Annotated in this window: 19 protein-coding genes; 17 read left to right on the top strand and 2 right to left on the bottom strand. The window is 66.8% G+C overall.

What is annotated here, in order from left to right; genetic code table 11:
- The first annotated feature begins 101 nt into the window (after positions 1-101).
- From DOM66_RS11460 to DOM66_RS11425, 8 genes are all read left to right on the top strand, one after another.
- The gene (locus tag DOM66_RS11460) at positions 102-653 is read left to right on the top strand and encodes a cupin domain-containing protein (protein WP_110675564.1); all 552 of its coding nucleotides are present in this window, start codon (positions 102-104) and stop codon (positions 651-653) included.
- Positions 654-791: 138 nt separating this feature from the next.
- Positions 792-1,649, top strand: coding sequence for a MaoC family dehydratase N-terminal domain-containing protein (locus tag DOM66_RS11455; protein ID WP_110690186.1), 858 nt, complete (start codon positions 792-794; stop codon positions 1,647-1,649).
- Entirely contained in the window at positions 1,646-2,812 is a 1,167-nt protein-coding gene (locus DOM66_RS11450; RefSeq protein ID WP_223161958.1) for an acyl-CoA dehydrogenase family protein, read from the top strand. Before DOM66_RS11455 ends, DOM66_RS11450 begins: the two co-directional genes overlap by 4 nt.
- A gap of 27 nt (positions 2,813-2,839) precedes the next feature.
- The gene (locus DOM66_RS11445) at positions 2,840-4,036 is read left to right on the top strand and encodes a CaiB/BaiF CoA transferase family protein (RefSeq protein ID WP_110690185.1); all 1,197 of its coding nucleotides are present in this window, start codon (positions 2,840-2,842) and stop codon (positions 4,034-4,036) included.
- A gap of 193 nt (positions 4,037-4,229) precedes the next feature.
- Positions 4,230-5,081, top strand: a complete 852-nt coding sequence (locus DOM66_RS11440; RefSeq protein ID WP_110690184.1) for an HpcH/HpaI aldolase/citrate lyase family protein — start codon at positions 4,230-4,232, stop codon at positions 5,079-5,081.
- 515 nt (positions 5,082-5,596) lie between these two features.
- Positions 5,597-6,607 carry a TRAP transporter substrate-binding protein gene (locus tag DOM66_RS11435; protein WP_110690183.1) on the top strand — a complete coding sequence of 337 codons (1,011 nt, stop codon included), beginning with the start codon at positions 5,597-5,599 and terminating at the stop codon, positions 6,605-6,607.
- Between the two features lie 52 nt (positions 6,608-6,659).
- Complete coding sequence (locus DOM66_RS11430) at positions 6,660-7,268, top strand: TRAP transporter small permease (RefSeq protein WP_232825206.1); 609 nt, start codon at positions 6,660-6,662, stop codon at positions 7,266-7,268.
- Positions 7,265-8,551, top strand: a complete 1,287-nt coding sequence (locus DOM66_RS11425) for a TRAP transporter large permease (protein WP_110690182.1) — start codon at positions 7,265-7,267, stop codon at positions 8,549-8,551. The genes DOM66_RS11430 and DOM66_RS11425 overlap by 4 nt, the downstream gene beginning before the upstream one ends.
- 186 nt (positions 8,552-8,737) lie before the next feature.
- On the opposite strand, the gene DOM66_RS11420 is transcribed toward DOM66_RS11425, so the two are convergent.
- Positions 8,738-10,456: a bifunctional protein-serine/threonine kinase/phosphatase gene (locus DOM66_RS11420; RefSeq protein WP_110690181.1), complete on the bottom strand. Its 1,719-nt coding sequence runs from the start codon at positions 10,454-10,456 to the stop codon at positions 8,738-8,740.
- 152 nt (positions 10,457-10,608) lie between these two features.
- Here DOM66_RS11420 and ppa point away from each other — a divergent pair, with 152 nt between their 5' ends.
- Entirely contained in the window at positions 10,609-11,139 is a 531-nt protein-coding gene (ppa, locus tag DOM66_RS11415; RefSeq protein WP_035469412.1) for an inorganic diphosphatase, read from the top strand.
- A 122-nt stretch (positions 11,140-11,261) separates the two neighbouring features.
- Here ppa and DOM66_RS11410 read toward each other — a convergent pair whose 3' ends face one another.
- Positions 11,262-12,281: a DUF2333 family protein gene (locus DOM66_RS11410; RefSeq protein WP_110690180.1), complete on the bottom strand. Its 1,020-nt coding sequence runs from the start codon at positions 12,279-12,281 to the stop codon at positions 11,262-11,264.
- A gap of 231 nt (positions 12,282-12,512) precedes the next feature.
- Here DOM66_RS11410 and dsbD point away from each other — a divergent pair, with 231 nt between their 5' ends.
- The 8 genes from dsbD to purH all read left to right on the top strand — a co-directional run bounded on the left by dsbD (position 12,513) and on the right by purH (position 21,500).
- Positions 12,513-14,621, top strand: coding sequence for a protein-disulfide reductase DsbD (gene dsbD, locus DOM66_RS11405; protein WP_245392417.1), 2,109 nt, complete (start codon positions 12,513-12,515; stop codon positions 14,619-14,621).
- Positions 14,622-14,903: 282 nt separating this feature from the next.
- Positions 14,904-15,347 carry a type II 3-dehydroquinate dehydratase gene (gene aroQ / locus DOM66_RS11400; protein WP_110690179.1) on the top strand — a complete coding sequence of 148 codons (444 nt, stop codon included), beginning with the start codon at positions 14,904-14,906 and terminating at the stop codon, positions 15,345-15,347.
- Between the two features lie 105 nt (positions 15,348-15,452).
- A complete protein-coding gene (gene accB, locus DOM66_RS11395) occupies positions 15,453-15,920 on the top strand; it encodes an acetyl-CoA carboxylase biotin carboxyl carrier protein (RefSeq protein WP_110675555.1) in 468 nt (155 codons plus the stop codon).
- Between the two features lie 21 nt (positions 15,921-15,941).
- On the top strand, positions 15,942-17,285 hold the full coding sequence (gene accC / locus DOM66_RS11390; RefSeq protein ID WP_110675554.1) for an acetyl-CoA carboxylase biotin carboxylase subunit: 1,344 nt from the start codon (positions 15,942-15,944) through the stop codon (positions 17,283-17,285).
- Between the two features lie 110 nt (positions 17,286-17,395).
- Positions 17,396-18,298: a 50S ribosomal protein L11 methyltransferase gene (gene prmA, locus DOM66_RS11385; RefSeq protein ID WP_110690178.1), complete on the top strand. Its 903-nt coding sequence runs from the start codon at positions 17,396-17,398 to the stop codon at positions 18,296-18,298.
- 157 nt (positions 18,299-18,455) lie between these two features.
- Complete coding sequence (dusB, locus tag DOM66_RS11380) at positions 18,456-19,487, top strand: tRNA dihydrouridine synthase DusB (protein WP_110690177.1); 1,032 nt, start codon at positions 18,456-18,458, stop codon at positions 19,485-19,487.
- Positions 19,484-19,792, top strand: coding sequence for a DNA-binding transcriptional regulator Fis (gene fis / locus DOM66_RS11375; protein WP_110675551.1), 309 nt, complete (start codon positions 19,484-19,486; stop codon positions 19,790-19,792). The genes dusB and fis overlap by 4 nt, the downstream gene beginning before the upstream one ends.
- A 103-nt stretch (positions 19,793-19,895) precedes the next feature.
- On the top strand, positions 19,896-21,500 hold the full coding sequence (gene purH / locus DOM66_RS11370; protein WP_110690176.1) for a bifunctional phosphoribosylaminoimidazolecarboxamide formyltransferase/IMP cyclohydrolase: 1,605 nt from the start codon (positions 19,896-19,898) through the stop codon (positions 21,498-21,500).
- Positions 21,501-21,600 lie beyond the last annotated feature (100 nt).

Here is a 21,600-nt window from a genome sequence, read left to right as displayed (position 1 = left end):
GGGAATCCCGCCAAAGAGGGTTTGCTGCCGCCGCGCCAGGCGCTAGGCTCTGTCACGCCCATCCCCGCCAGCCGCCCTGCAGAGCCCGAGAGGAGAACGCGATGTCCGACGATGTCGGCCCAAGACTGCGCAGCCTGCGCAACCTGCGCGGTATTTCCCAGCGCGAGCTGGCCAAGCGCTGCGGCGTCACCCACTCCAGCCTGTCGCTGATCGAACAGGGCAAGGTCAGCCCCTCGGTGAGTTCCTTGAAGAAGATTCTCGACGCCATCCCGATCAGCGTCGGCGACTTCTTCACCTTCGAGCTGGAGAGCCGCAATCAGGTCTTCTACAGCGTCGATGAACTGCCCAACGTCGCCACCAATGCGGTGATCTATCGCCTGGTCGGCGCCAACCGCGAAAACCGCGCGCTCTCCTTCATGATCGAGACCTATCCGCCCGGTGCCGATACCGGACGCGAGATGATCGCCCACCGCGGCGAAGAGGCCGGCGTGGTACTGGAGGGGCGGATCGAGATCACCATCGGCGCCCAGGTGCGCGAACTCTGCCCCGGCGAGGCCTACTACTTCGATACCCACGTGCCCCACCGCTTTCGCAACACCGGTGACGAGCCCTGTCGGCTGGTGAGTTGCTGTACCCCTGCGAGCCAGTTCTAGCCCAGAACGCCGAGCCACGAGCCCGACCAAAGTCGTATTCGGCAAAACCTAACGCCCCCGTCCGCAATGCCAGATTCTCGTCGCCGGCGGGACGCGACATGCTGAACCCACTCACTCCTCTCGTGCGTGGACCCACTCATGTCGACAACCCCGCTGGCCCAATGGCTCGATCGCCGCGAACAGTGCCGGGATCGCCTCGATAGCGCCCTGGTCGCCCGCCTCGCGGCCACCCTCGGCCAACCCTGCCCCGCAGACCAGGCCCCACTGCCGCCGCTCTGGCACTGGGCGTTCTTTCAACTGCCGACACCGCCGGAGGGCATCGGCGACGATGGCCACCCGACCCGTGGCGGATTCCTGCCGCCGGCGGAGGGCCGCCAGCGCATGTGGGCCGGCGGCGAGTTCGAGTTCCTCACCCCACTGCGCGTGGCGTGCGACGCCGAGCGCCACTCGCGGGTGGCATCGATCGAGGAGAAGCCCGGCCGCAGCGGCTCGCTGCTGTTCGTCGCCGTCGAGCACGAATACCACCAGGCGGGCAGCGTGTCGCTCCGCGAGACCCAGCGGATCGTCTATCGCCAGCCCAGCGCCCCCAAGCTGGCTCTGGACGAACCGATGCCGCCGGCGGACTGGTCACAGACCGTTCAGCCCGATCCGGTACTGCTGTTCCGCTACTCCGCGGCCACCTTCAACGGCCACCGCATCCACTATGACTGGCCCTACGCCACCGCCACCGAGGGCTATCCCAGCCTGGTGGTGCACGGCCCGCTGATCGCCACCCTGCTGCTGCACGCCTTCAGCCAGGCCAACCCCGAGGCGAGACCGCGCCGCCTGCGCTATCGCGGCCTGCGCCCGCTGTTCGCCGATCGCCCCTTCGAGGTCGGCGGCCGGCTCGTCGGCCCCGGCCAGGCCGAGCTGACCGCCGGCAACGCCGACGGCCCGGCCCAGCGCGCCACGCTCGAATTCGATACCCCTGCCGACCCGGAGGCCCCGCGCACATGATCGCTCCCATCGACCACGACGCCCTGGAAGCCATTCGCGACGGCGTGCGCAGCCTGTGCAAGCCCTATGGTGGCGACTACTGGCGCGCCATCGACGCGAGCCAGGGATTCCCCGAGCAGTTCGTCGACGAGCTGACCCGCGCCGGCTGGCTCGCCGCCATGATCCCCGAGGCCTACGGCGGCTCCGGCCTGGGCCTGGCGGAGGCCAGCGTGATTCTGGAAGAGGTCAATCGCTGCGGCGGCAATGCCGGCTTCGTGCACGGCCAGATGTACAACATGGCGACCCTGCTCAAGCACGGCAGCGAGGCGCAGAAAGCGGCGATTCTGCCGCGCCTGGCCAGCGGCGAGCTGCGCCTGCAGTCGATGGGCGTCACCGAACCGAGCACCGGCACCGATACCACCAAGATCAAGACCACCGCGGTCAGACGCGGTGACCGCTACGTGGTCAACGGCCAGAAGGTGTGGATCTCCCGGGTCCAGCACTCCGATCTGATGATTCTGCTGGCGCGTACCACGCCGCTCGCCGAGGTCCAGCGCAAGGCCGACGGCATGTCGATCTTCCTGGTCGACCTGCACCAGGCGATCGGTCAGGGCATGCGCGTGCAGCCCATCGACAACATGGTGGGCCACGAGACCAACGAGCTGTTCTTCGACGATCTCGAACTGCCCGTCGATACCCTGATCGGCGAGGAGGGCAAGGGCTTTCGCTATATTCTCGACGGGCTCAACGCCGAACGCACCCTGATCGCCGCGGAGTGCATCGGCGATGGCCGCTGGTTCATCGACAAGGCCAGCCGCTACGCCGGCGAGCGGGTCGTGTTCGACCGCCCCATCGGCCAGAACCAGGGGGTGCAGTTCCCCATCGCCGAGGCCCACATCGAGGTCGAGGCCGCCGATCTGATGCGCTGGCAGGCGTGCCAGGCGTTCGATGCCGGCCAGCCCGCCGGCGCCAGCGCCAACATGGCCAAGTACCTGGCGGCCAAGGCGTCGTGGGAGGCGGCCAACGTCTGCCTGCAGACCCATGGCGGCTTCGGCTTCGCCACCGAGTACGACATCGAGCGCAAGTTCCGCGAGACCCGGCTCTATCAGGTCGCGCCGATCTCCACCAATCTGATTCTCTCCTACGTCGCCGAGCACCTGCTGGGACTGCCGCGCTCGTTCTGAATCCGCGATCCGCCATCGGAGACCGCCATGACCCAAACCCTGCGCCCACTCGACGGCATCACCGTGCTGAGCCTTGAACACGCCATCGCCGCGCCCTTCTGCACCCGCCAGCTCGCCGACCAGGGCGCCCGGGTGATCAAGATCGAACGCCCCGCCGTGGGCGACTTCGCCCGCGGCTACGACACCCGTGTCGCCGGGCTTTCGTCGCACTTCGTGTGGACCAATCGCGCCAAGGAGAGCCTGACCCTCGATCTCAAGCACACCGAGGCGCAGCCGATTCTCGACGCCCTGCTGGCCGAGGCCGACGTGCTGGTACAGAACCTGGCCCCGGGCGCGGCGGCGCGCATGGGGCTCGACTTCGACACACTGCACCCGCGCTATCCGGGGCTGATCGTGTGCGACATCTCCGGCTACGGCGAAGGTGGCCCCTACGCCAGCAAGAAGGCCTACGACCTGCTGATCCAGAGCGAGGCGGGCTTTCTCTCGGTGACCGGTGGGCCGGCGCCGGACGCCCTGGCCAAGGCGGGCTGCTCGGTGGCCGACATCGCCGCCGGCATGTACGCCTACACCAGTATTCTCAACGCCCTGCTGCTGCGCGGGCGCAGCGGCGAAGGCTCGCGGATCGAGGTCTCGATGCTCGAGAGCCTGGTCGAGTGGATGGGCTACCCGCTCTACTACGCCTATGACGGCGCGCCGCCGCCGCCCCGGGCCGGCGCTTCCCACTCGACCATCTACCCCTACGGCCCTTTCCCCGCCGGCGATGGCGGCACGGTGATGCTGGGACTGCAGAACGAGCGCGAGTGGCAGCTGTTCTGCGACCAGGTGCTGTGCCGCCCCGAGCTGGCCAAGGATGCGCGCTTCGACGCCAACGCCAAGCGCTCGCAGCACCGCGACGCCCTGCGCGCGATCATCGAAGCGGCGTTTGCCGAGCTGAGTGCGGCGCAGGTGATCGCGCGCCTCGATGCAGCCCAGATTGCCAATGCCCACGTCAACACCATGGCCGACGTCTGGCAGCACCCCCAGCTCGCCGCCCGTGATGCCTGGCGCGAGGTGGCAAGCCCCAGCGGCCCGCTCCCGGCACTGCTGCCACCGGGGCGTAACAGCGCCTATACTGCGCGTATGGCGGCGGTTCCCGCCCTGGGCGAGCACACCGATGCCATTCTCGCCGGCCTCGGCTACGGTGCCGAGATGCTGGCGACGCTGCGCGAACGCGGTACGATCTGAGTTCACGCCATGCCCCGAGGGTGTTTACAAATTCGGCGAGCGAAGGCGAGACAAGGCGAAATCGGCCGAAAAGACGGAGTTTGCGTGGTGTAAATGAGTACTTTGAGGTCGATTTCAACGCCGTATCATCGAGCGCAGGCATTTTGTAGACACCCTCTGTGGTCTTGGTTCATTACCCTTGCCGGAGATACCGATGTCCTCTCGCCCCGATGCCGCCCCACGTTCCCGCCCCGGCCTGCGCTCGGCGCTGTTCGTGCCCGCCAACCGCCCGGAGCGCATTCCCAAGGCGCTGACGAGCGGCGCCGACACTGTGATCGTCGATCTCGAGGATGCCGTCGCCGGCAACGCCAAGGCCGCCGCGCGTCGCGCCCTGCTCGACGCGCTGGCGGCGCTGCCCGAGGCGCGCGTGTGGGTGCGCGTCAACGCCCCGGAGAGCGCCGACTTCGCCGCCGACCTGGATCTCTGTCGCGACCATCCCGGCATCGCCGGACTGGTGATCCCCAAGGCAGAGACCCCTGAGTCGCTCATCCGGGCGGCCAGCCTCGGACGGCCGTTGATGCCACTGATCGAGAGTGCGGCGGGCCTGGAGGCGCTCGCCGCCCTGAGCCGGGTGGATGGGGTCGAGCGACTCAGCTTCGGCGCCCTGGACCTGAGCGTCGACCTCGGCAGCGAGCCGGACACCGAGGGCGGCGAGATGCTGCTCGACCAGACCCGCTACCAGCTAGTGCTCCACTCCCGCCTGGCCGGGCTGGCGCCACCGCTGGAGACGGTGCTGCCGGCGTTTGGTGATCCGGAACGCGTCGAGCAGGTCGCCCGGCGCGCCGCAGGCATGGGCTTCGGCGGCATGCTGTGTATCCATCCGGCCCAGATCGCTCCGGTCCATCGCGGCCTGACGCCGTCGCCGGATACCCTCGACTGGGCGCGGCGGGTGATGGCTGCAGCGGCACAGGGTGACGACGCCGCCCAGGTCGACGGCGCGATGATCGACGCCCCAGTGATCGAACGCGCCCGACGTCTGCTGGCGCGCGCCGCCGAGCACGGCTGACGGCTTCTGGCGGAATAGCGCCGCGGACCAGGGCGGCTCAAGAGGATCATGGCAGAGAGCGGCGAGAGATGGCGACGGCTGATCTACCCGGCAACGCCCTCTCGCCGCCAGTGACAGCGCGTTAACTTGTGTCAACAGGCAAATTTTTTCCCTCGCGACTTGGCGGAGCATCCCAAGGGCTGTCTTTTGGCGATGACGCCGCTTTTCATCCACCGTGTCGATGCGCCACTCGGCCATCGACACTCTAAACATCCACATAACCGATTGTTTTCATGTGATTTTCAATCCACGAGAAGAGAAATAGACACAAAAAACGCAGCACCATTTTCTACTTTTTAAACTTATTAAATCAAAAATAAACTTTCTAAACCGACCTCCGATTAACATTCTTTTCCACCAAAGATTGATATACTCAGATACAAATCACCCCGCATAATTCACGGGCATCGCCGTCGAGATGCCGAACCGGCTTCGACGCAACCGCGACACACAACAATCCAGGAGTGACAAGTGCCATGTCTCTGATCAATCGAAAAACACTGGCAGGCGCCATCGGTTTCGCCATTCTGCTGGGCGGTGCCACCGGCGCCCAGGCCCAGGACCCGATCGTGATCAAGTTCTCCCACGTGGTAGCCAACGACACGCCCAAGGGTGAAGGCGCCCAGATGCTGCAGAAGCTGGTCAAGGAGCGCCTGGGTGACAAGGTCAAGATCGAGGTCTACCCCAACTCCTCGCTCTACGACGATACCAAGGGTCTCAACGCGCTGCTCACCGGCGATGTCCAGCTGCTCGCTCCCTCCATGGCCAAGCTCGGCGAGTACAGCCCCAGCGTCCAGCTGATGGACCTGCCGTTCCTGTTCGACGACATGGATGCGGTCACCCGTTTCGAGCAGGGCCCCGGCGGCAAGCAGATTCTCGAGTCGATGCAGGACCACGACATTCTGGGTCTGGCCTACTGGCACAACGGCATGCGCCAGCTGACCGCCGACAAGCCGCTGATCGAACCGCGTGACGCCCGCGGCCTGAAGCTGCGCGTCGAGCCTTCCGACGTGCTCGCGGCCCAGATCAAGGAGCTCCACGCGATTCCGCGCAAGATGGCCTTCGGTGAGGTCTACCAGGGCATGCAGACCGGCGTCATCGACGGTCAGGGCGGCAATACCTGGTCGAACATCTACACCCAGAAGTGGAACGAAGTGCAGAGCGACATGACCGAGTCCAACAACGGCGTGCTCGACTACATGCTCATCACCAACGCCAAGTTCTGGAACGGCCTGCCCGACGACGTGCGCACCACCCTGAACGAGATCATCGCCGAAGTGACCACCTCGGTGAACGAGAAGGCCGACCAGCTCAACGAAGAGGCCAAGCAGAGCATCGCCAGCAGTGGCACCACCAAGATCCACGAGCTCACCCCGGAGCAGGTCAAGGCATGGCGCGACGCCATGGCGCCGGTGATCGACGAGTTCCGCGACGAGATCGGCAGCGACCTGATCGACGCGGCGCAGCAGTCCAACAACGCCAACTGAGCGCCCATTCCCCATGCTCATGCGCATCTGGAATTCACTCGAGGAGGGCCTGGTGGCCCTCCTGTTGGCGGTGATGACCCTGCTGACCTTCTTCTACGTGGTCGTCACCAATCTCTATAACGTCTTCTACGACCTCGGCGACGCCTATCCGGCGCTGGAGACGCCGGCCTTCGCCGTAGGCGACTGGCTGCTGGGCATCGGTCAGGAGATGACCTGGAGCCTGGCGATGACCACCACCATCTTCGCCTGGCTGATCTTCCTGGGCATCGCCTACGGCGTACGCGTCGGCGCGCACATTGGTGTCGATCTGCTGGTGCGCCTGCTGCCGGAGCGCTGGCAGCGCGCCTGCGGTGTGCTCAGCTGCCTGGTCTTCATGGCCTATGCGGGCCTGCTGATGGTATCGAGCGCCCAGTGGGTCGATTCGCTGCAGATCAGCGGCATCGGTGCCGAGGATCTCGGCATGTTCGGGCTCAAGGAGTGGCACGTGGCGCTGATCGAGCCCCTCGGCTTCGGCCTGATCATCGCGCGACTGATCGAAGTTCTGGTGCGTATCCTGCGCGGCCAGCAGTTGGGTCTGGAGCAGAGCAGCGAAGTCAGCGACGCGCTGGCGCTGGCTCAGGAATCCGATACGGACAGCGACACCCGGAGAACCACGCCGTGACCATCGCCTTTCTGTTCATCTCCCTGTTCGTCTTAATGTTCATCGGCGTGCCGATCGCGGTCTCCCTGGGGCTGTCGAGCGCGCTGACGATCCTGCTGTTCAGCCAGGACTCGCTGCAGTCGCTGGCGATCAAGCTGTTCGCCACCGCGGATCACTACACCCTGCTGGCGATCCCGTTCTTCCTGCTCTCCGGCGCCTTCATGACCAGTGGCGGCGTGGCCCGGCGACTGATCGATTTCGCCAACGCCACCGTCGGCCATTTACGCGGCGGCCTGCCGATCGCCTCGGTGCTGGCGTGCGTACTGTTCGCCGCCCTCTCCGGCTCCTCTCCCGCCACCGTGGCGGCGGTGGGCTCGATCGTGATCGCAGGCATGGTGCGCTCCGGTTATACCCGCAGCTTCGCCACCGGTATCGTCTGTAACGCCGGCACCCTGGGCATCCTGATCCCGCCGTCGATCGTCATGGTGGTCTATGCCGCCGCGACCTCGACCTCGGTGGGCAAGCTGTTCATGGCCGGCGTGGTGCCGGGGCTGCTGCTCGGCTTTCTGCTGATGCTGGCGATCTACGTCATCGCGCGGATCAAGAAGATGCCGGCCCAACCCCGGGTCAGCGTGAGCGAATGGCTGCATGCGGCGCGCAAGTCGCTGTGGGGCCTGTTGCTGATCGTGGTGATCCTCGGCGGGATCTACTCGGGCATCTTCACGCCGACCGAAGCCGCCGCGGTGGCTGCCGTCTACGCCGCCTTCGTCTCGCTGGTGGTCTATCGCGACATCGGCATCCGCGAATGCCCGCGGGTGATCCTGGACGCGGCGCGCCTGAGCATCGTGCTGATGTTCATCATCGCCAATGCGATGCTGTTCGCCCACGTGCTGACCACCGAGCAGATCCCCCAGACCATCACCCAGTGGGTGGTCGAACAGGGCTTCTCGCCGATCACCTTCCTGCTGGTGCTCAATGTGGTGCTGCTGATCGCCGGCAGCTTCATGGAGCCCTCGGCGATCATCCTGATCCTGGCCCCGATCCTGTTCCCGATCGCCATGCAGCTGGGCATCGATCCGATCCATCTGGGCGTGATCATGGTGGTCAACATGGAGATCGGCATGCTGACGCCGCCCACCGGGCTCAACCTGTTCGTCGCCTCGGCGGTGACCGGACAGCCGCTGACCACGGTCATCCGCGCCTCGGCGCCGTGGCTGATCTTGCTGGTGTCGTTCCTGCTGCTGATCACCTACGTGCCGTTCATCTCGCTGGGCCTGCCCAACTGGCTGGGCATGCCGGGCTGACCAGGCACCGACCGAGCTAAGCCGGAGAGCAGATCGCCGGCTGCCACACCCGAGGGGCCCCGGCGCATTGCGCGCCGGGCCCCTTTTCGTTGCGGCATCGTTGCCGTCGCGGCCATCGCCCTGCGCGGCGTCGCTCCGGCAGGCGGCGGCGTCTCTTCAGCCGTGACTCAGCCCCCGCTGCAACCGCTACTTCAGCCACCAGGAGAGAATCAGCAGCAATAGCAGCACCGTGGCGATCGCCTGCCACACGTTGGCCGGCTCGCGCCACGGCGGGCGCTGGGTGTCGGTCTGGGCGCGGGGCTTGGGCCGCAGGCGGTAGGCGAACTCGGAGATGCGCCGGAAGCGCAGGGCGCGCAGCGGATCGAGCGAACGCCGCAGGGCATCGTCGAGATCTTCACTGATGGCGGGATTGCTCAAGCGTGCACGGCGGTAGGTCATCTGCTCCAGATCGGTATGGCTGCGCAGATGGTTGGGCAGCTGGGTATAGGGCAGGTGACCGGTCAGCATCCAGTAGATGGTGGAGGCGAGTGAATACTGATCGCTACGCCGCCCCACCTCGGTGTCGAGGGCATACTCGGGCGCACTGTGCTCGGTCAGCCCCACCTGCCGCGCCAGCTCCCGCGCCACGCCCTGGATATCGCTGTCCCGCCGATGGCAGGCGCCGAAATCGGTCAGCACCAGGTTGCCGTGGCGATCGATCAGGATGTTGTCCGGGTGAAGATGCTGATGCAGCACCTCATGACGATGCAGCGCCTGCACCGCCTTGACCAACTGACGCGCGATCTCCAGGCGCTGCGCCAGGCTCGTCTGCGGATGCAACCGCAGCCACTCGCTGAGCGAGTGCCCCTCGACGTAGGCCATCAGATAGTAGAGATAGCGCCGCGTCCGCTCAGCCTCGACCACCTTGACCACGAACGGCGAGTTGATGCGCTCGACCACCCGCTGCTGCAGCCCGAAGTGCTCGAGATAGACGTTGCGCGGCGACAGCTCCGGACTCGGTGCCTTCATGACCATGTCGCGGCCGCTGCGCGCGTCGCGCACGTGATAGACCCGGGCGCGGGGGGTGCGCGACAGCACCGAGACGATCTCCAGGCCATCGAGGCGATCCCCCGGGCTCACCTCCGGCGGCACCGGCAGGTGATGGAACAGACGCGGCGACTCCTCCGATTCGACCTCCGGTAGACGGTCGACCCGCACCAGCTGGAAGCAGAACTGGTTGGCGTTGTAGCCCCGCTCGCTGGCGCGCTGGTTGGCCGCCGCGGTCAGCCGCTCGCAGGCCGCATCGAGATCGCTGACGTCGGCGCGGATCAGCTGCACGTACTCGGAGGGCACCAAAGTGCCGCGCACCGCCTGGGTCATGAACAGGAACAGGTCACCCTGCTTGAGGGTAAAGGTCGAGTAGTCGATATCGACATGCCCATCCATGCCCAGGGCCCGCGAAGGGTAGCGATAGCCGCCGAGGTCGGTGACGTGGTCGCGGGTCAGCTGCTCGAACTCGGCACCACGGATGCGGAACACCAGGGTATCGCCCATGTGGAACAGGTGTGCCTGGCGCTGGTGGAAGATCATCGCCGACAGCGAGCAGATATAGCTGCCACCCTCGATATAGCCGCTCTGGCTGTAGCACCAGCTGTTGAGCGCGCGCAATACGCGGGTGGCCGATGTCTTGACGTCCCAGTGCTCGGGGGTCGAGTAGTAGTCGGCGAGAAAGCCGCGCACACTGAGATCGCCGGCCTGCTTGGCGATCGAGTTGCGCCAGGTGGAGTCACTGATCAGCGCGCATCCGCCCTTGGCCTGCAGCGCCTCGCCCTGGGGAATCTGCACCGACATCGAGCTGCGGTGGCGGTGCTGATCCGGCGCCACGAAGGCCTGACCGTAGGTCAGCGACAGCGAGCTATTCGACAACGATCTTCTCCCCACGGGTGGTATGTGCCGGCGGCGGCCGTTTCCCGACGCGCGGATGCCGGGCACGGATTGGTAATCGGCCTAGCCTATTCGTATAATCCGTGGGATTTTCGCCCGCTGGTGTTCAACCTGCAAACCGCAAGGACTCGATGATGAGTTTCGACAAGATTCCCGCCGGAAAGGATCTCCCCAACGACGTGTACGTGGCGATCGAGATTCCCGCCAACCACGCGCCGATCAAGTACGAAATCGACAAGGACATGGATGCCCTGGTGGTGGATCGCTTCATGGCCACGCCGATGTTCTACCCGGCCAACTACGGTTTCATTCCCCACACCCTGGCCGACGACGGCGACCCGCTCGACGCCCTGGTGGTCACGCCCTACCCGGTGCAGCCCGGCAGCGTGATCCGTGCGCGTCCGGTCGGCGTGCTCAACATGTCGGATGAAGCCGGTGAAGATGCCAAGCTGGTCTGCGTGCCGCACCAGAAACTCACCGCGCTCTACGACGATGTCCACGAAGTGACCGACCTGCCCGAGCTGCTGCGCCAGCAGATCGCCCACTTCTTCGAGAACTACAAGGATCTCGAGAAGGGCAAATGGGTCAAGATCGACTCCTGGGACGGTGCCGATGCCGCGCGCAAGGCGATCGAGAAGGCCGTCGCCGCTTACGCCAGCGAGTAAGTCGCGCCTCTCCGGGCACCGCGATCGCGACCTGCCCAATCACAAGCGCCGCCCTCTTGGGGCGGCGCTTGTGGTTTTGATGGGGCGTATCCGGCAACGCCGCGGCGATGCGCCCGCGCCACTTACAGCGCGCTGCGGATCTTGCCGATCAACTGCGTCGCCCGCACGGTATAGTTGGCCATCATCAGCGAGTGGTTGGCGAAGAAGCCGAAGCCCGAACCGTTGAGGATCACCGGGCTCCACACCTGAGCCTGGGACGCCTTGAGTTCGGCGATCAACTGATCGAAGGCCTCGCCCTGCCCCGCCTTCTCGATCACCTCGGCATAGTCGATGCGCGCCGCCTGCATCAGCTGCAGCAGTGCCCAGGTGGTGCCGCGGGTCTTGAAGAAGACGTTGTCGATACGGAACCACGGGGTGCTCTCGACCGCCTGACCGCCCCCCGGCGAGCGCCCGACGGCGGCCGCCAGCGCCTGCGTCTGGGTTTCGAGCCGGCTCTGCACCTGGGCCAGCCAGGCGCTGAGTGCGTCGGCGCCCGGCGCGCTGGGCGCCGGGGCCGCCGCCTCCTGGCCCGGGGTGCCGGCACCGGTGTTCTCGAGCGCCGAGAAGGCCTCCCCGAGATTGTTGCGCGCCGCGCGCAACAGCGTCTCCGACTCGGGCCAGCGCCAGCTGTCGAGATCGCCGGCGAGCGCTTCGTCGGCGGTCTTGAGCGGCGCCTGGCCAACCTCCAGCGCGCTGCCGAGCGAGGCGACCGAATCCTGCACCTGCTGGGTCACACCCGCCTCCCAACTGGGCATGTTGTCGAGCCACAGGCCCGGCGGCATGACGTCATTGCGCAGATAGCCGCCGGGCTTGTCGAGCAGGGTATCGAGCAGTTCGATGTTGGTCGCCAGCAGCGCCTCGCCGGGTTTGATCGCCGCTGGCGCCTGGCTCTCGCCACCGCTCTGCGGCGCGCCGCGCTGCATCGCCACCGCCTGGCGCGGATCCACCGGCGACGGCGTCCAGCTCCACCAGATGCCCAGCACGATGCAGATCAGCAGGTAGATCGCCACCAGCGCCACCAGCGGTTTCCAGATCCAGCCATACTGCGGGGTTTCGAGGACCTCGGTGCGCGACAGTGGCGCCTTCTTGCGGAACAGAGCCATGGACGATCCTTGTCTTGACGAAGTTGAGGGCAGTGGGAGAGGTTTGTCACTTATCCTATCATGCAACCCGCGGCGCGCAGCTCGCCTTTCGCTGCATGCCGGAGGCAAGCTGCCAGGGGCCCGCGGGCGCCACCGTGGGGCACTTTTGCCGCGTGGCGCGCTCCAAACGGCAGCGGCCTGCCAGTTCACCGCACCCAGCCCCGTCCACCCGCTCAGGATCCCGTGTCACGGATGTCGTTTCTCTCGCGCTGCTTGCTCATCCTCGCGCTCTGCCTGCTGACGCCACTGGCGCTGGCCCAGAGCCCGTTCTCCTCGCCTCGCGACACGTCGCCCTTCGCCAGCGCCGAGCCGGCCGAGTTCCTGCCGGTGACCGAGGCCTTCCACGCCTACGCCTGGCATGACGCCGAACGCGTCTATGTCGGCGTGCGTGCCCGCCCCGGCCACTACCTCTATCGCCAGCGCTTCGCCCTGACGGACGCCAACGGTGAGGCGCTGACACCGCTGAAGATACCCCCCGGGACGTTCAAGCAGGATCCCTATCTGGGACCCGTGCATATCTTCCGCGATGCCGTGGTACTGAGCGCTCCGCTACCCGAGACCGCCACCCGGCGGGGTGACACGTCGTTGGCGCTGACACTGAGTTTCCAGGGCTGCGCCGATGCCGGCCTGTGCTATCCGCCGGCGCACTGGCGCCTCACAGCCCGCGCCGGGGGCGCCCCAGCGGCGTTCACCGATGCCAGCGACGATGCCCAGGCGTCACCCCTGGCCTCCGACGGCAATCACCGCGCCGACGCCAACCCGCTATTCGAGTCACCCTCCCAGGCCGATTCGTTGCCTCTATCCGATCCGCTACCCCAGGCCGATCCGCTACCGCAGGCCGATCCTCTACCCCAGGCCGATCCGCTAACCGCTCAGACGCTGAGCAGTGACAGCGTGCCGTTGGGCCAGTCTGCCGAGCACGCCGCAGCGCCCCGCCCCGATGCGTCCCCTGGCGCGCCCCCTGGAGAGCCTGCCGGCAGCGCGGTACCGCTCAGCGCCGATGGTCGGTTCCAGGCGCTGCTCGGACAGGGTCTGGGGCTGGGTACCCTGGCGCTCTTCTTTCTCGCCGGCGTGGGCTTGACCTTCACTCCCTGCGTGTTGCCAATGCTGCCCATCCTGACCGCCATCATCGTTGGCCAGAACGCCTCGCGGCGGCGCGCCCTGGGGCTCTCGCTCAGTTACGTGGCAGGCATGGCCGCTACCTTTACTCTGCTCGGCACCCTGATGGGCCTGTTCGGCGCCTCGCTCAACCTGCAGGCGCGGCTGCAGTCGGCATGGGTACTGATTCCGCTGGCCCTGCTCTTCGCCGCCTTTGCCGCCGCCCTGTTCGGCGCCTTCGAGCTGCGCCTGCCGAGCCGCCTGCGTCAGCGTGCGGATGCCTGGCAGCAGCGCCTGCAGCGCAGTGGCCCACTGGGCCTGGCCGCCGCCGGCGCACTCTCGGTGCTGGTGGTCTCGCCCTGCGTCTCGGCGCCACTGGCCGGCGCGCTGGTGTTCATCTCCACCACCGGCGATAGCCTCGGCGGTGCCCTGGCCCTGCTCGCGCTGGGGCTGGGCATGGGTCTGCCGCTGGTGGTCGTCGGCACCTTCGGCGCCCAACTGCTGCCGCGGGCAGGCGCCTGGATGAATGGGGTCAAGGCGCTCTTCGGGGTGCTCCTGCTGGGGCTGGCCATCTGGCTGCTGGCGCGCCTACTGCCCGGGCCGCTGACCCTGCTGCTGTGGGCACTGCTGGCACTCGCCTGTGCGCTGGCCCTGGGCGCCCTCGATCTGCGCACACCGCCGGGCTGGCCGCGGCTGCGTCAGGCGGTGGGCTGGCTGCTGCTGGTGTGGGGCGTGGCGCTGGCATGGGGCGCCGCCCAGGGCGGCAGCGACCCACTGCGTCCGCTCGCGCCCAGCATCTCGAATGGCACCGCGACGAGTGCCCCGGCCCCCCGGTTCACCACCGTCACCGACAACGCCCAGCTACAGGCGGCGCTGGACAAGGCCCGAGGCGACGGCCGCCCGGTGATGCTCGATGTCAGTGCCGACTGGTGCATCGCCTGTCAGGTGATGGAGCACGAGGTATTCCCCGCGCCCGCGGTGGCCCAGCGCCTGGCCGCTTTCACGCTGATCCGCGCCGACGTCAGCGCCGATAGTACGGCTAGCCGGGCTCTGCTCTCGCACTACGGGCTCTTCGGTCCGCCGGCACTGCTGTTTTTCGACAACAGCGGCGAAAGGCGCGCCGCGCGCATCCAGGGTGAGGTCGATGCCACTACACTGGCGGCACATCTCGATGCCATCACCCCGCCGGCAGAGCGCGGCTAGGCTTTATACGAACATTGCCGGCGCTCACCGACTTGTCGTGCAAACCCTGAGAAGCCCGCCGGGGTGCGAGCCCAAGCTCCCGGATATAGCCCGCGGATATAGCCCGCGGAACACGCCCCCGACGGGCGGTTAGCGAACGTCGTTCGCGTCTCAGGCTAGACACCCTAAGCTTTTTTCGGCAAACTCCTGCAGCAGCGTAAATGAGTCTCTCGTGCTGCCATCTTGCATGAAAGTGACGTCATCTCAGCGAAGTACGACAGGGTTAACAGCGCAAGGACAGGCATGGCTAGACTACTGGTTCTCAACGGCCCCAATCTCAACCTGCTGGGTACCCGCGAGCCCGAGGTCTACGGGACCACGACCCTCGACGATATCCGCGTGACGCTGACCCAGCGCGCGCTGTCCGCCGGTCACCAGCTCGAGTGGCTGCAGTCCAACGCCGAGCACGAGCTGGTCGAACGTGTTCACCGTGCCCGCGAGGAGCGGATCGACTTCATCCTGCTCAATCCGGCCGCCTTCACGCATACCAGCGTGGCGCTGCGCGATGCCCTCACCGGCGTCGCCATTCCGTTCATCGAGCTGCACCTGTCGAACGTGCACGCGCGCGAGCCGTTCCGCGCCCACTCCTACTTCACCGACGTCGCGCGCGGCGTCATTGCCGGTTTCGGCGCCGACAGCTACAGCCTGGCGCTGGACGCGGCCATGGCTCAACTGGCGCGCGACTGAACGCCATGCGTTGGCGCGGGCACGCCGGTTTCCGGGTGGTTTTCCGCTAGCCACCCCAGGCCATCATCACCACTTCTTTCATTATCACGGAGCCAAGACATCGCCATGGATATCCGCAAAGTCAAGAAACTCATCGAACTGCTCGAAGAGTCCAACATCAGCGAAATCGAGATCCAGGAAGGGGAAGAGTCGGTGCGTATCAGCCGTCACCCCCACGGTTTCGGTGCCGCTCAGCAGCCGATGATGATGCCCCAGTCGATGCACTACGCACCGCAGCATGCGCCCGAGCCGAGCGCTCCGGCCGCCGACCCGGCCGAGCCGGCACCGGTCCAGCCGCTGGGCCACGCGGTCACCTCGCCGATGGTCGGCACCTTCTACCGCTCGCCGGCACCGGGCGCCAAGGCGTTCGTGGAAACCGGGCAGAGCGTCAAGAAAGGCGATACCGTGTGCATCGTCGAAGCGATGAAAATGATGAACCAGATCGAAGCCGACAAAGACGGCGTGGTCGAGGCAATCCTGGTCGAGGATGGCGAGCCGGTCGAGTTCGACCAGCCGATGATCATCATCAACTAAGGCGACACGGGCGAAACCATCATGTTGGACAAGGTACTCATCGCCAACCGAGGCGAGATTGCGCTGCGCGTCCTGCGCGCGTGCAAGGAGCTGGGGATCAAGACCGTGGCGGTCCACTCCAAGGCCGACCGCGACCTGATGCACGTGCGGCTGGCGGACGAAGCGGTCTGTATCGGCCCGGCGTCGTCCGCGCAGTCCTATCTCAATATCCCGGCACTGATCAGTGCCGCCGAAGTCACCGACTCGACGGCGATCCACCCCGGTTACGGCTTCCTCTCCGAGAACGCCAACTTTGCCGAGCAGGTCGAGCGCTCGGGCTTCGTGTTCGTCGGTCCGCGCGCCGAGACCATTCGCCTGATGGGCGACAAGGTCAGCGCGATCAACGCCATGAAGGAGGCCGGCGTGCCCACGGTGCCCGGCTCCGACGGCCCGCTGCCGGAGGATGGCGAGGAGATCCGCCGGATCGCCGCGCGCATCGGCTACCCGGTGATCATCAAGGCCGCGGCCGGCGGCGGTGGCCGCGGCATGCGCGTGGTGCGCAACGACGACGAAGTGGCCAAGGCGGTCAGCGTGACCCGGGCCGAGGCGGCCGCGGCGTTCGGTGACGGCACCGTCTACATGGAGAAGTTCCTGGAGAATCCGCGTCACGTGGAAGTCCAGGTGATCGCCGACGGCCAGGGCAACGCTATCCACCTTTATGATCGCGACTGCTCGCTGCAGCGGCGCCACCAGAAGGTGCTGGAGGAGGCCCCCGCGCCGCACCTCGACCCCGAAGCGCGCGCCCAGGTGCTCAAGGCGTGTACCGACGCCTGTATCGAGATCAACTACCGCGGCGCAGGGACTTTCGAGTTCCTCTACGAGAATGGCCAGTTCTTCTTCATCGAGATGAACACCCGCGTCCAGGTGGAGCATCCGGTCACCGAGATGGTCACCGGGGTGGATATCGTCAAGGAGCAGCTGCGCATCGCCAGCGGCCTGCCCCTGTCGATCCGCCAGGAGGAGGTCCAGCTCAACGGTCACGCCTTCGAGTGCCGCATCAACGCCGAGGATTCGCGCACCTTCATGCCCTCGCCCGGCAAGATCAATCTCTACCACCCACCGGGTGGCCTGGGCGTGCGCATGGACTCGCACATCTACACCGGCTACACCGTGCCGCCCCACTACGACTCGCTGATCGGCAAGCTGATCACCTGGGGAGCGGATCGCGAGATCGCCCTGGTGCGCATGCGCAATGCGCTCGACGAGCTGCTGGTGGAGGGGATCAAGACCAACACCGACCTGCAGAAGGATCTGGTGCGTGACAGCGCCTTCCAGAAAGGTGGGGTCAACATCCACTACCTCGAGAAGAAGCTCGGCCTGAGCTGATTCGCAGCGCGTCCAGACGGGGCGGTCATGCTCTGGGGATCTGTCGACAGCCCTCGAGATGACCGCCCCGTCTGCGTTCGCCCCCACCGACGAGACCAAGGAGTGCCGCCATGGCGTGGCTACAACTCAAGGCCCATATCGCCCCCGAACAGGCCGAGTGGCTCGAGGAGCTGCTGCTTGCCGAGGGCGCCAGCGCGATCACCCTGCAGGATGCCCACGACGACCCGGTCTTCGAGCCCGACAGCGGCACCACACCGCTGTGGCAGGAGACGATCCTGACCGGCCTCTACGACGATCTCGAGGGGGTCGAGGCGATGATCGAGCGGGTCCAGCGGGCCTGGGCCGAACAGACGCCGGAAGACCCCGCGCCACAGATCGAGTACGAACTGCTCGCCGACCGTGACTGGGAGCGTGAGTGGATGGACGGCTTCGAGCCGCTGCGCATGGGCGAGCGGCTGTGGATCGTGCCCAGCTGGCACGCCGCCCCCGACCCCCAGGCGGTCAATCTGCTGCTCGACCCGGGCCTCGCCTTCGGCACCGGGACCCACCCCACCACCGCGCTGTGTCTCGGCTGGCTCGACGCCCAGCCCTTAAACGCCGTGCAGGTGCTCGATTACGGCTGCGGCTCGGGCATTCTCGCCATCGCCGCCCTCAAGCTGGGGGCGGATACCGCGGTCGGCGTGGATCTCGACCCCCAGGCGCTGCAGGCCAGCCGCGACAACGCCGAGCGCAATCAGCTCGATGACAGCCGCCTGCTGCTGGAGTATCCGGAGCGTCTCGGCCAGGGCCGTTTCGAGGTCGTCGTAGCCAATATCCTCGCCGGCCCGCTGATCGAGCTCGCCGCCGAGATCGCTGGCCGCGTCGCGCCCGGCGGGCGCCTGGCGCTCTCCGGCATCCTTGCCGCCCAGGCAGAGAGCGTGCTCGACGCCTACCGCGACCAGGGCCTGCGCATGGCGCCACCGCAGGAGAAAGAGGGCTGGGTGCTGCTGAGCGGCGAGCGCCCCTCCGCCTGAGCCGCAGTGGCGGTGCCCAGGCACCGCCGCCCGCGTGGCTGCCCCTGTCCGGGGCGTTTGCAAGCCGTTTCTCCCCGGGGGTGCGGCCAAACAGCGCTTCAACAAAGCCGGGGCGCCCGGTATCATAGCTTCCCGTTTTCCCCGAGCCTCTGTAACGATGCGTGAAGCCGTGTCCGCGCAGCCCGAGCGTGAGTTGCCCCGCATCGGCTGCCACACACTGCCCAACCGGGTCATCCTGGCGCCCATGGCCGGCGTCACCGATCGCCCCTTCCGCCAGCTCTGTCGCGAGCTCGGCGCGGGCCTGGTGGTGTCGGAGATGGTGACCTCGGACAGCCGGCTCTGGCACACCCGCAAGTCGCGTCAACGCCTGATCCACCGTGGCGAACCCGGCCCGCGTTCGGTCCAGATCGCCGGTGGCGATCCGCAGATGCTGGCCGAGGCCGCGCGCATGAACGCCGCCGCCGGGGCCGAGATCATCGATATCAACATGGGTTGCCCGGCGAAGAAGGTGTGCAACAAGGCCGCCGGTTCGGCCCTGCTGCGTGACGAGCGCCTGGTCGACGACATTCTCACCGCGGTGGTCGCCGCGGTCGAGATTCCGGTGACCCTCAAGATCCGCACCGGCTGGTGCGAGCAGACCCGGAATGCGCTACGCGTCGCGCGCCTCGCCGAGAACGCCGGCATCGCCGCCCTGGCAGTCCACGGGCGGACCCGCGAGCAGCGTTACAGCGGCAGCGCCGAGTACGACACCATTGCCGCGATCAAGCAGCAGGTATCGATCCCGGTGTTCGCCAACGGCGATATCACCACGCCGCAAAGGGCCGCCGAGGTGCTCGCCCATACCGGCGCCGATGCGGTGATGATCGGCCGTGGCGCCCAGGGTAACCCGTGGCTGTTTCGCGAGATCGAGCACTACCTGCGCACCGGTCGCGAGCACCCGGCGCCCAGCCTCGAGGAGATCGAGGACACCATGCGCCGACATCTGACGGCACTGCACGCCCACTACGGCGACTATCTCGGGGTGCGCGTGGCGCGCAAGCATATCGGCTGGTACCTCGCTTCCCGCGACCCCCGGCGTGAGCACCGCGCGCGTTTCAACCGGCTCGAGCAGAGCGCGGAGCAGTTCGCTTTTCTTCATGAACTCTTTCGTGGCGACACCGCGATCGACAACGGAATTCACGCAGCATGAACAGTCGGCAGCCTCTGGACCTCGACGGCAATTCGCCGCTGGAGGTCGAATCCCTTCATATGGCCGAGCAGAGCTCTCAAGTCACCCTGCGTGAGTGCGTCGAGCAGGTGATGGAGCGCTACTTCACCCATCTCGAGGGCGAATCGGTGTCGCATCTCTACACCATGGTGCTGGCCGAGGTGGAGGCGCCGCTGCTCGACGTCGTGATGCGCCATGTCGAAGGCAACCAGACCCGCGCCGCCGAGCTGCTGGGCCTCAATCGAGGCACCCTGCGCAAGAAGCTCAAGCAGTACGACCTGATCTGATTCTCCCCCTCGCCTCGCCCATGCGGGGCACCACCGAACGCCCGCCGCTCGGACTCTCAGCTCCTCCAGCGCGCGTTCGATCGACCGACAAGAGTGGATTGGCATGTCTCAAAACTCCGCATCCTCCTCCCGCCCCGTCAGCCGCGCCCTGCTCAGCGTCTCCGACAAGACCGGTATCGTCGACTTCGCTCGTGAGCTCGTCGGCCGTGGCGTCGAGCTGCTGTCCACCGGCGGCACCTACCGCCTGCTCCAGGAGAACGATGTCGCGGTGACCGAGGTCTCCGCACACACCGGTTTCCCCGAGATCATGGACGGTCGCGTCAAGACGCTGCATCCCAAGATCCACGGCGGCATCCTCGGCCGTCGCGGCGAGGACGATGCGGTGATGGCCGAGCACGACATCGCGCCGATCGACCTGGTGGTGGTCAATCTCTACCCATTCGAGCGCACCGTCGCCAACCCCGACTGCAGCCTCGCCGACGCGGTCGAGAACATCGACATCGGCGGCCCGACCATGGTCCGCGCCTGCGCCAAGAACCATGCCCACACCACCATCGTGGTAGATGCCGACGACTACGGCCGGGTGCTCAAGGACATGGCCAGTCATGACGGGGCAGTGAGCCAGGCGACCCGCTTCGATCTGGCGATCAAGGCATTCGAGCATACCGCCGCCTACGACGCCGCCATCGCCAACTACTTCGGCCAGCGAGTGGGCAGCGGTGAGCCCGACTTCCCGCGCACGCTGTCACTGCAGTTCAGCAAGAAGCAGGGCATGCGCTACGGCGAGAACCCGCACCAGAAGGCGGCCTTCTATGTTGAACGGGGCCAGGTCGAGCCGGAGGCCAGCATCGCCACCGCCAACCAGCTCCAGGGCAAGGCGCTGTCGTTCAACAACGTCGCCGACACCGACGCCGCGCTGGAGTGCGTGAAATCGTTCACCAAGCCCGCCTGCGTGATCGTCAAGCACGCCAACCCGTGCGGCGTGTCGGTGGTGCCCGAAGCCGAGGGCGGTATCCTCAAAGCCTACGAATTGGCCTTCGCCACCGACAGCGAGTCGGCCTTCGGCGGCATCATCGCCTTCAACCGCGAGCTGGACGGCGAGACCGCCGCGGCGATCGTCGCGCGCCAGTTCGTCGAGGTGATCATCGCCCCGACGATCTCCACCGCGGCGCGTGAAGCGGTCGCCAGCAAGGCCAACGTGCGCCTGCTGGAGTGCGGCGAGCTGCCGGCACGCAGCGGCGAGGGCTGGGATTACAAGCGCGTCAACGGCGGTCTGCTGGTGCAGAGCCGGGACACCGGCATGATCACCGCCGACGAGCTCAAGGTGGTGACCCGCCGCGCGCCCAGCGAGCGCGAACTGCATGACCTGGTGTTCGCCTGGAAGGTGGCCAAGTTCGTCAAGTCCAACGCCATCGTCTACGCCCGCGACCGTCAGACCGTGGGGGTCGGCGCCGGCCAGATGAGCCGCATCAACTCGGCCCGCATCGCCGGCATCAAGGCCGAGCACGCCGGCCTTCAGGTGGCCGGCTCGGTGATGGCTTCCGATGCCTTCTTCCCCTTCCGCGACGGCCTCGACAACGCCGCCGCAGCCGGCATCACCGCGGTCATCCAGCCCGGCGGTTCGATGCGTGACGACGAAGTGATCGCCGCCGCCAACGAAGCCGACATCGCGATGGTGTTCACGGGAATGCGCCACTTCCGCCACTGAGCGCCGCCGCGCCCCCAGGTAGCGCAAAAAAAGCCCACGACANNTGTCGTGGGCTTTTTCGATGCGGGGCGGCAGTGGCAGCTCAGCCGCCGCCCCAGGG

It is taken from the genome of Salinicola endophyticus, from assembly GCF_003206575.1.
Taxonomy (GTDB): Bacteria; Pseudomonadota; Gammaproteobacteria; order Pseudomonadales; family Halomonadaceae; genus Salinicola; species Salinicola endophyticus.
Note: the sequence above shows the minus strand (reverse complement) of the source record. Positions and strands in the feature narration are given on the sequence as shown.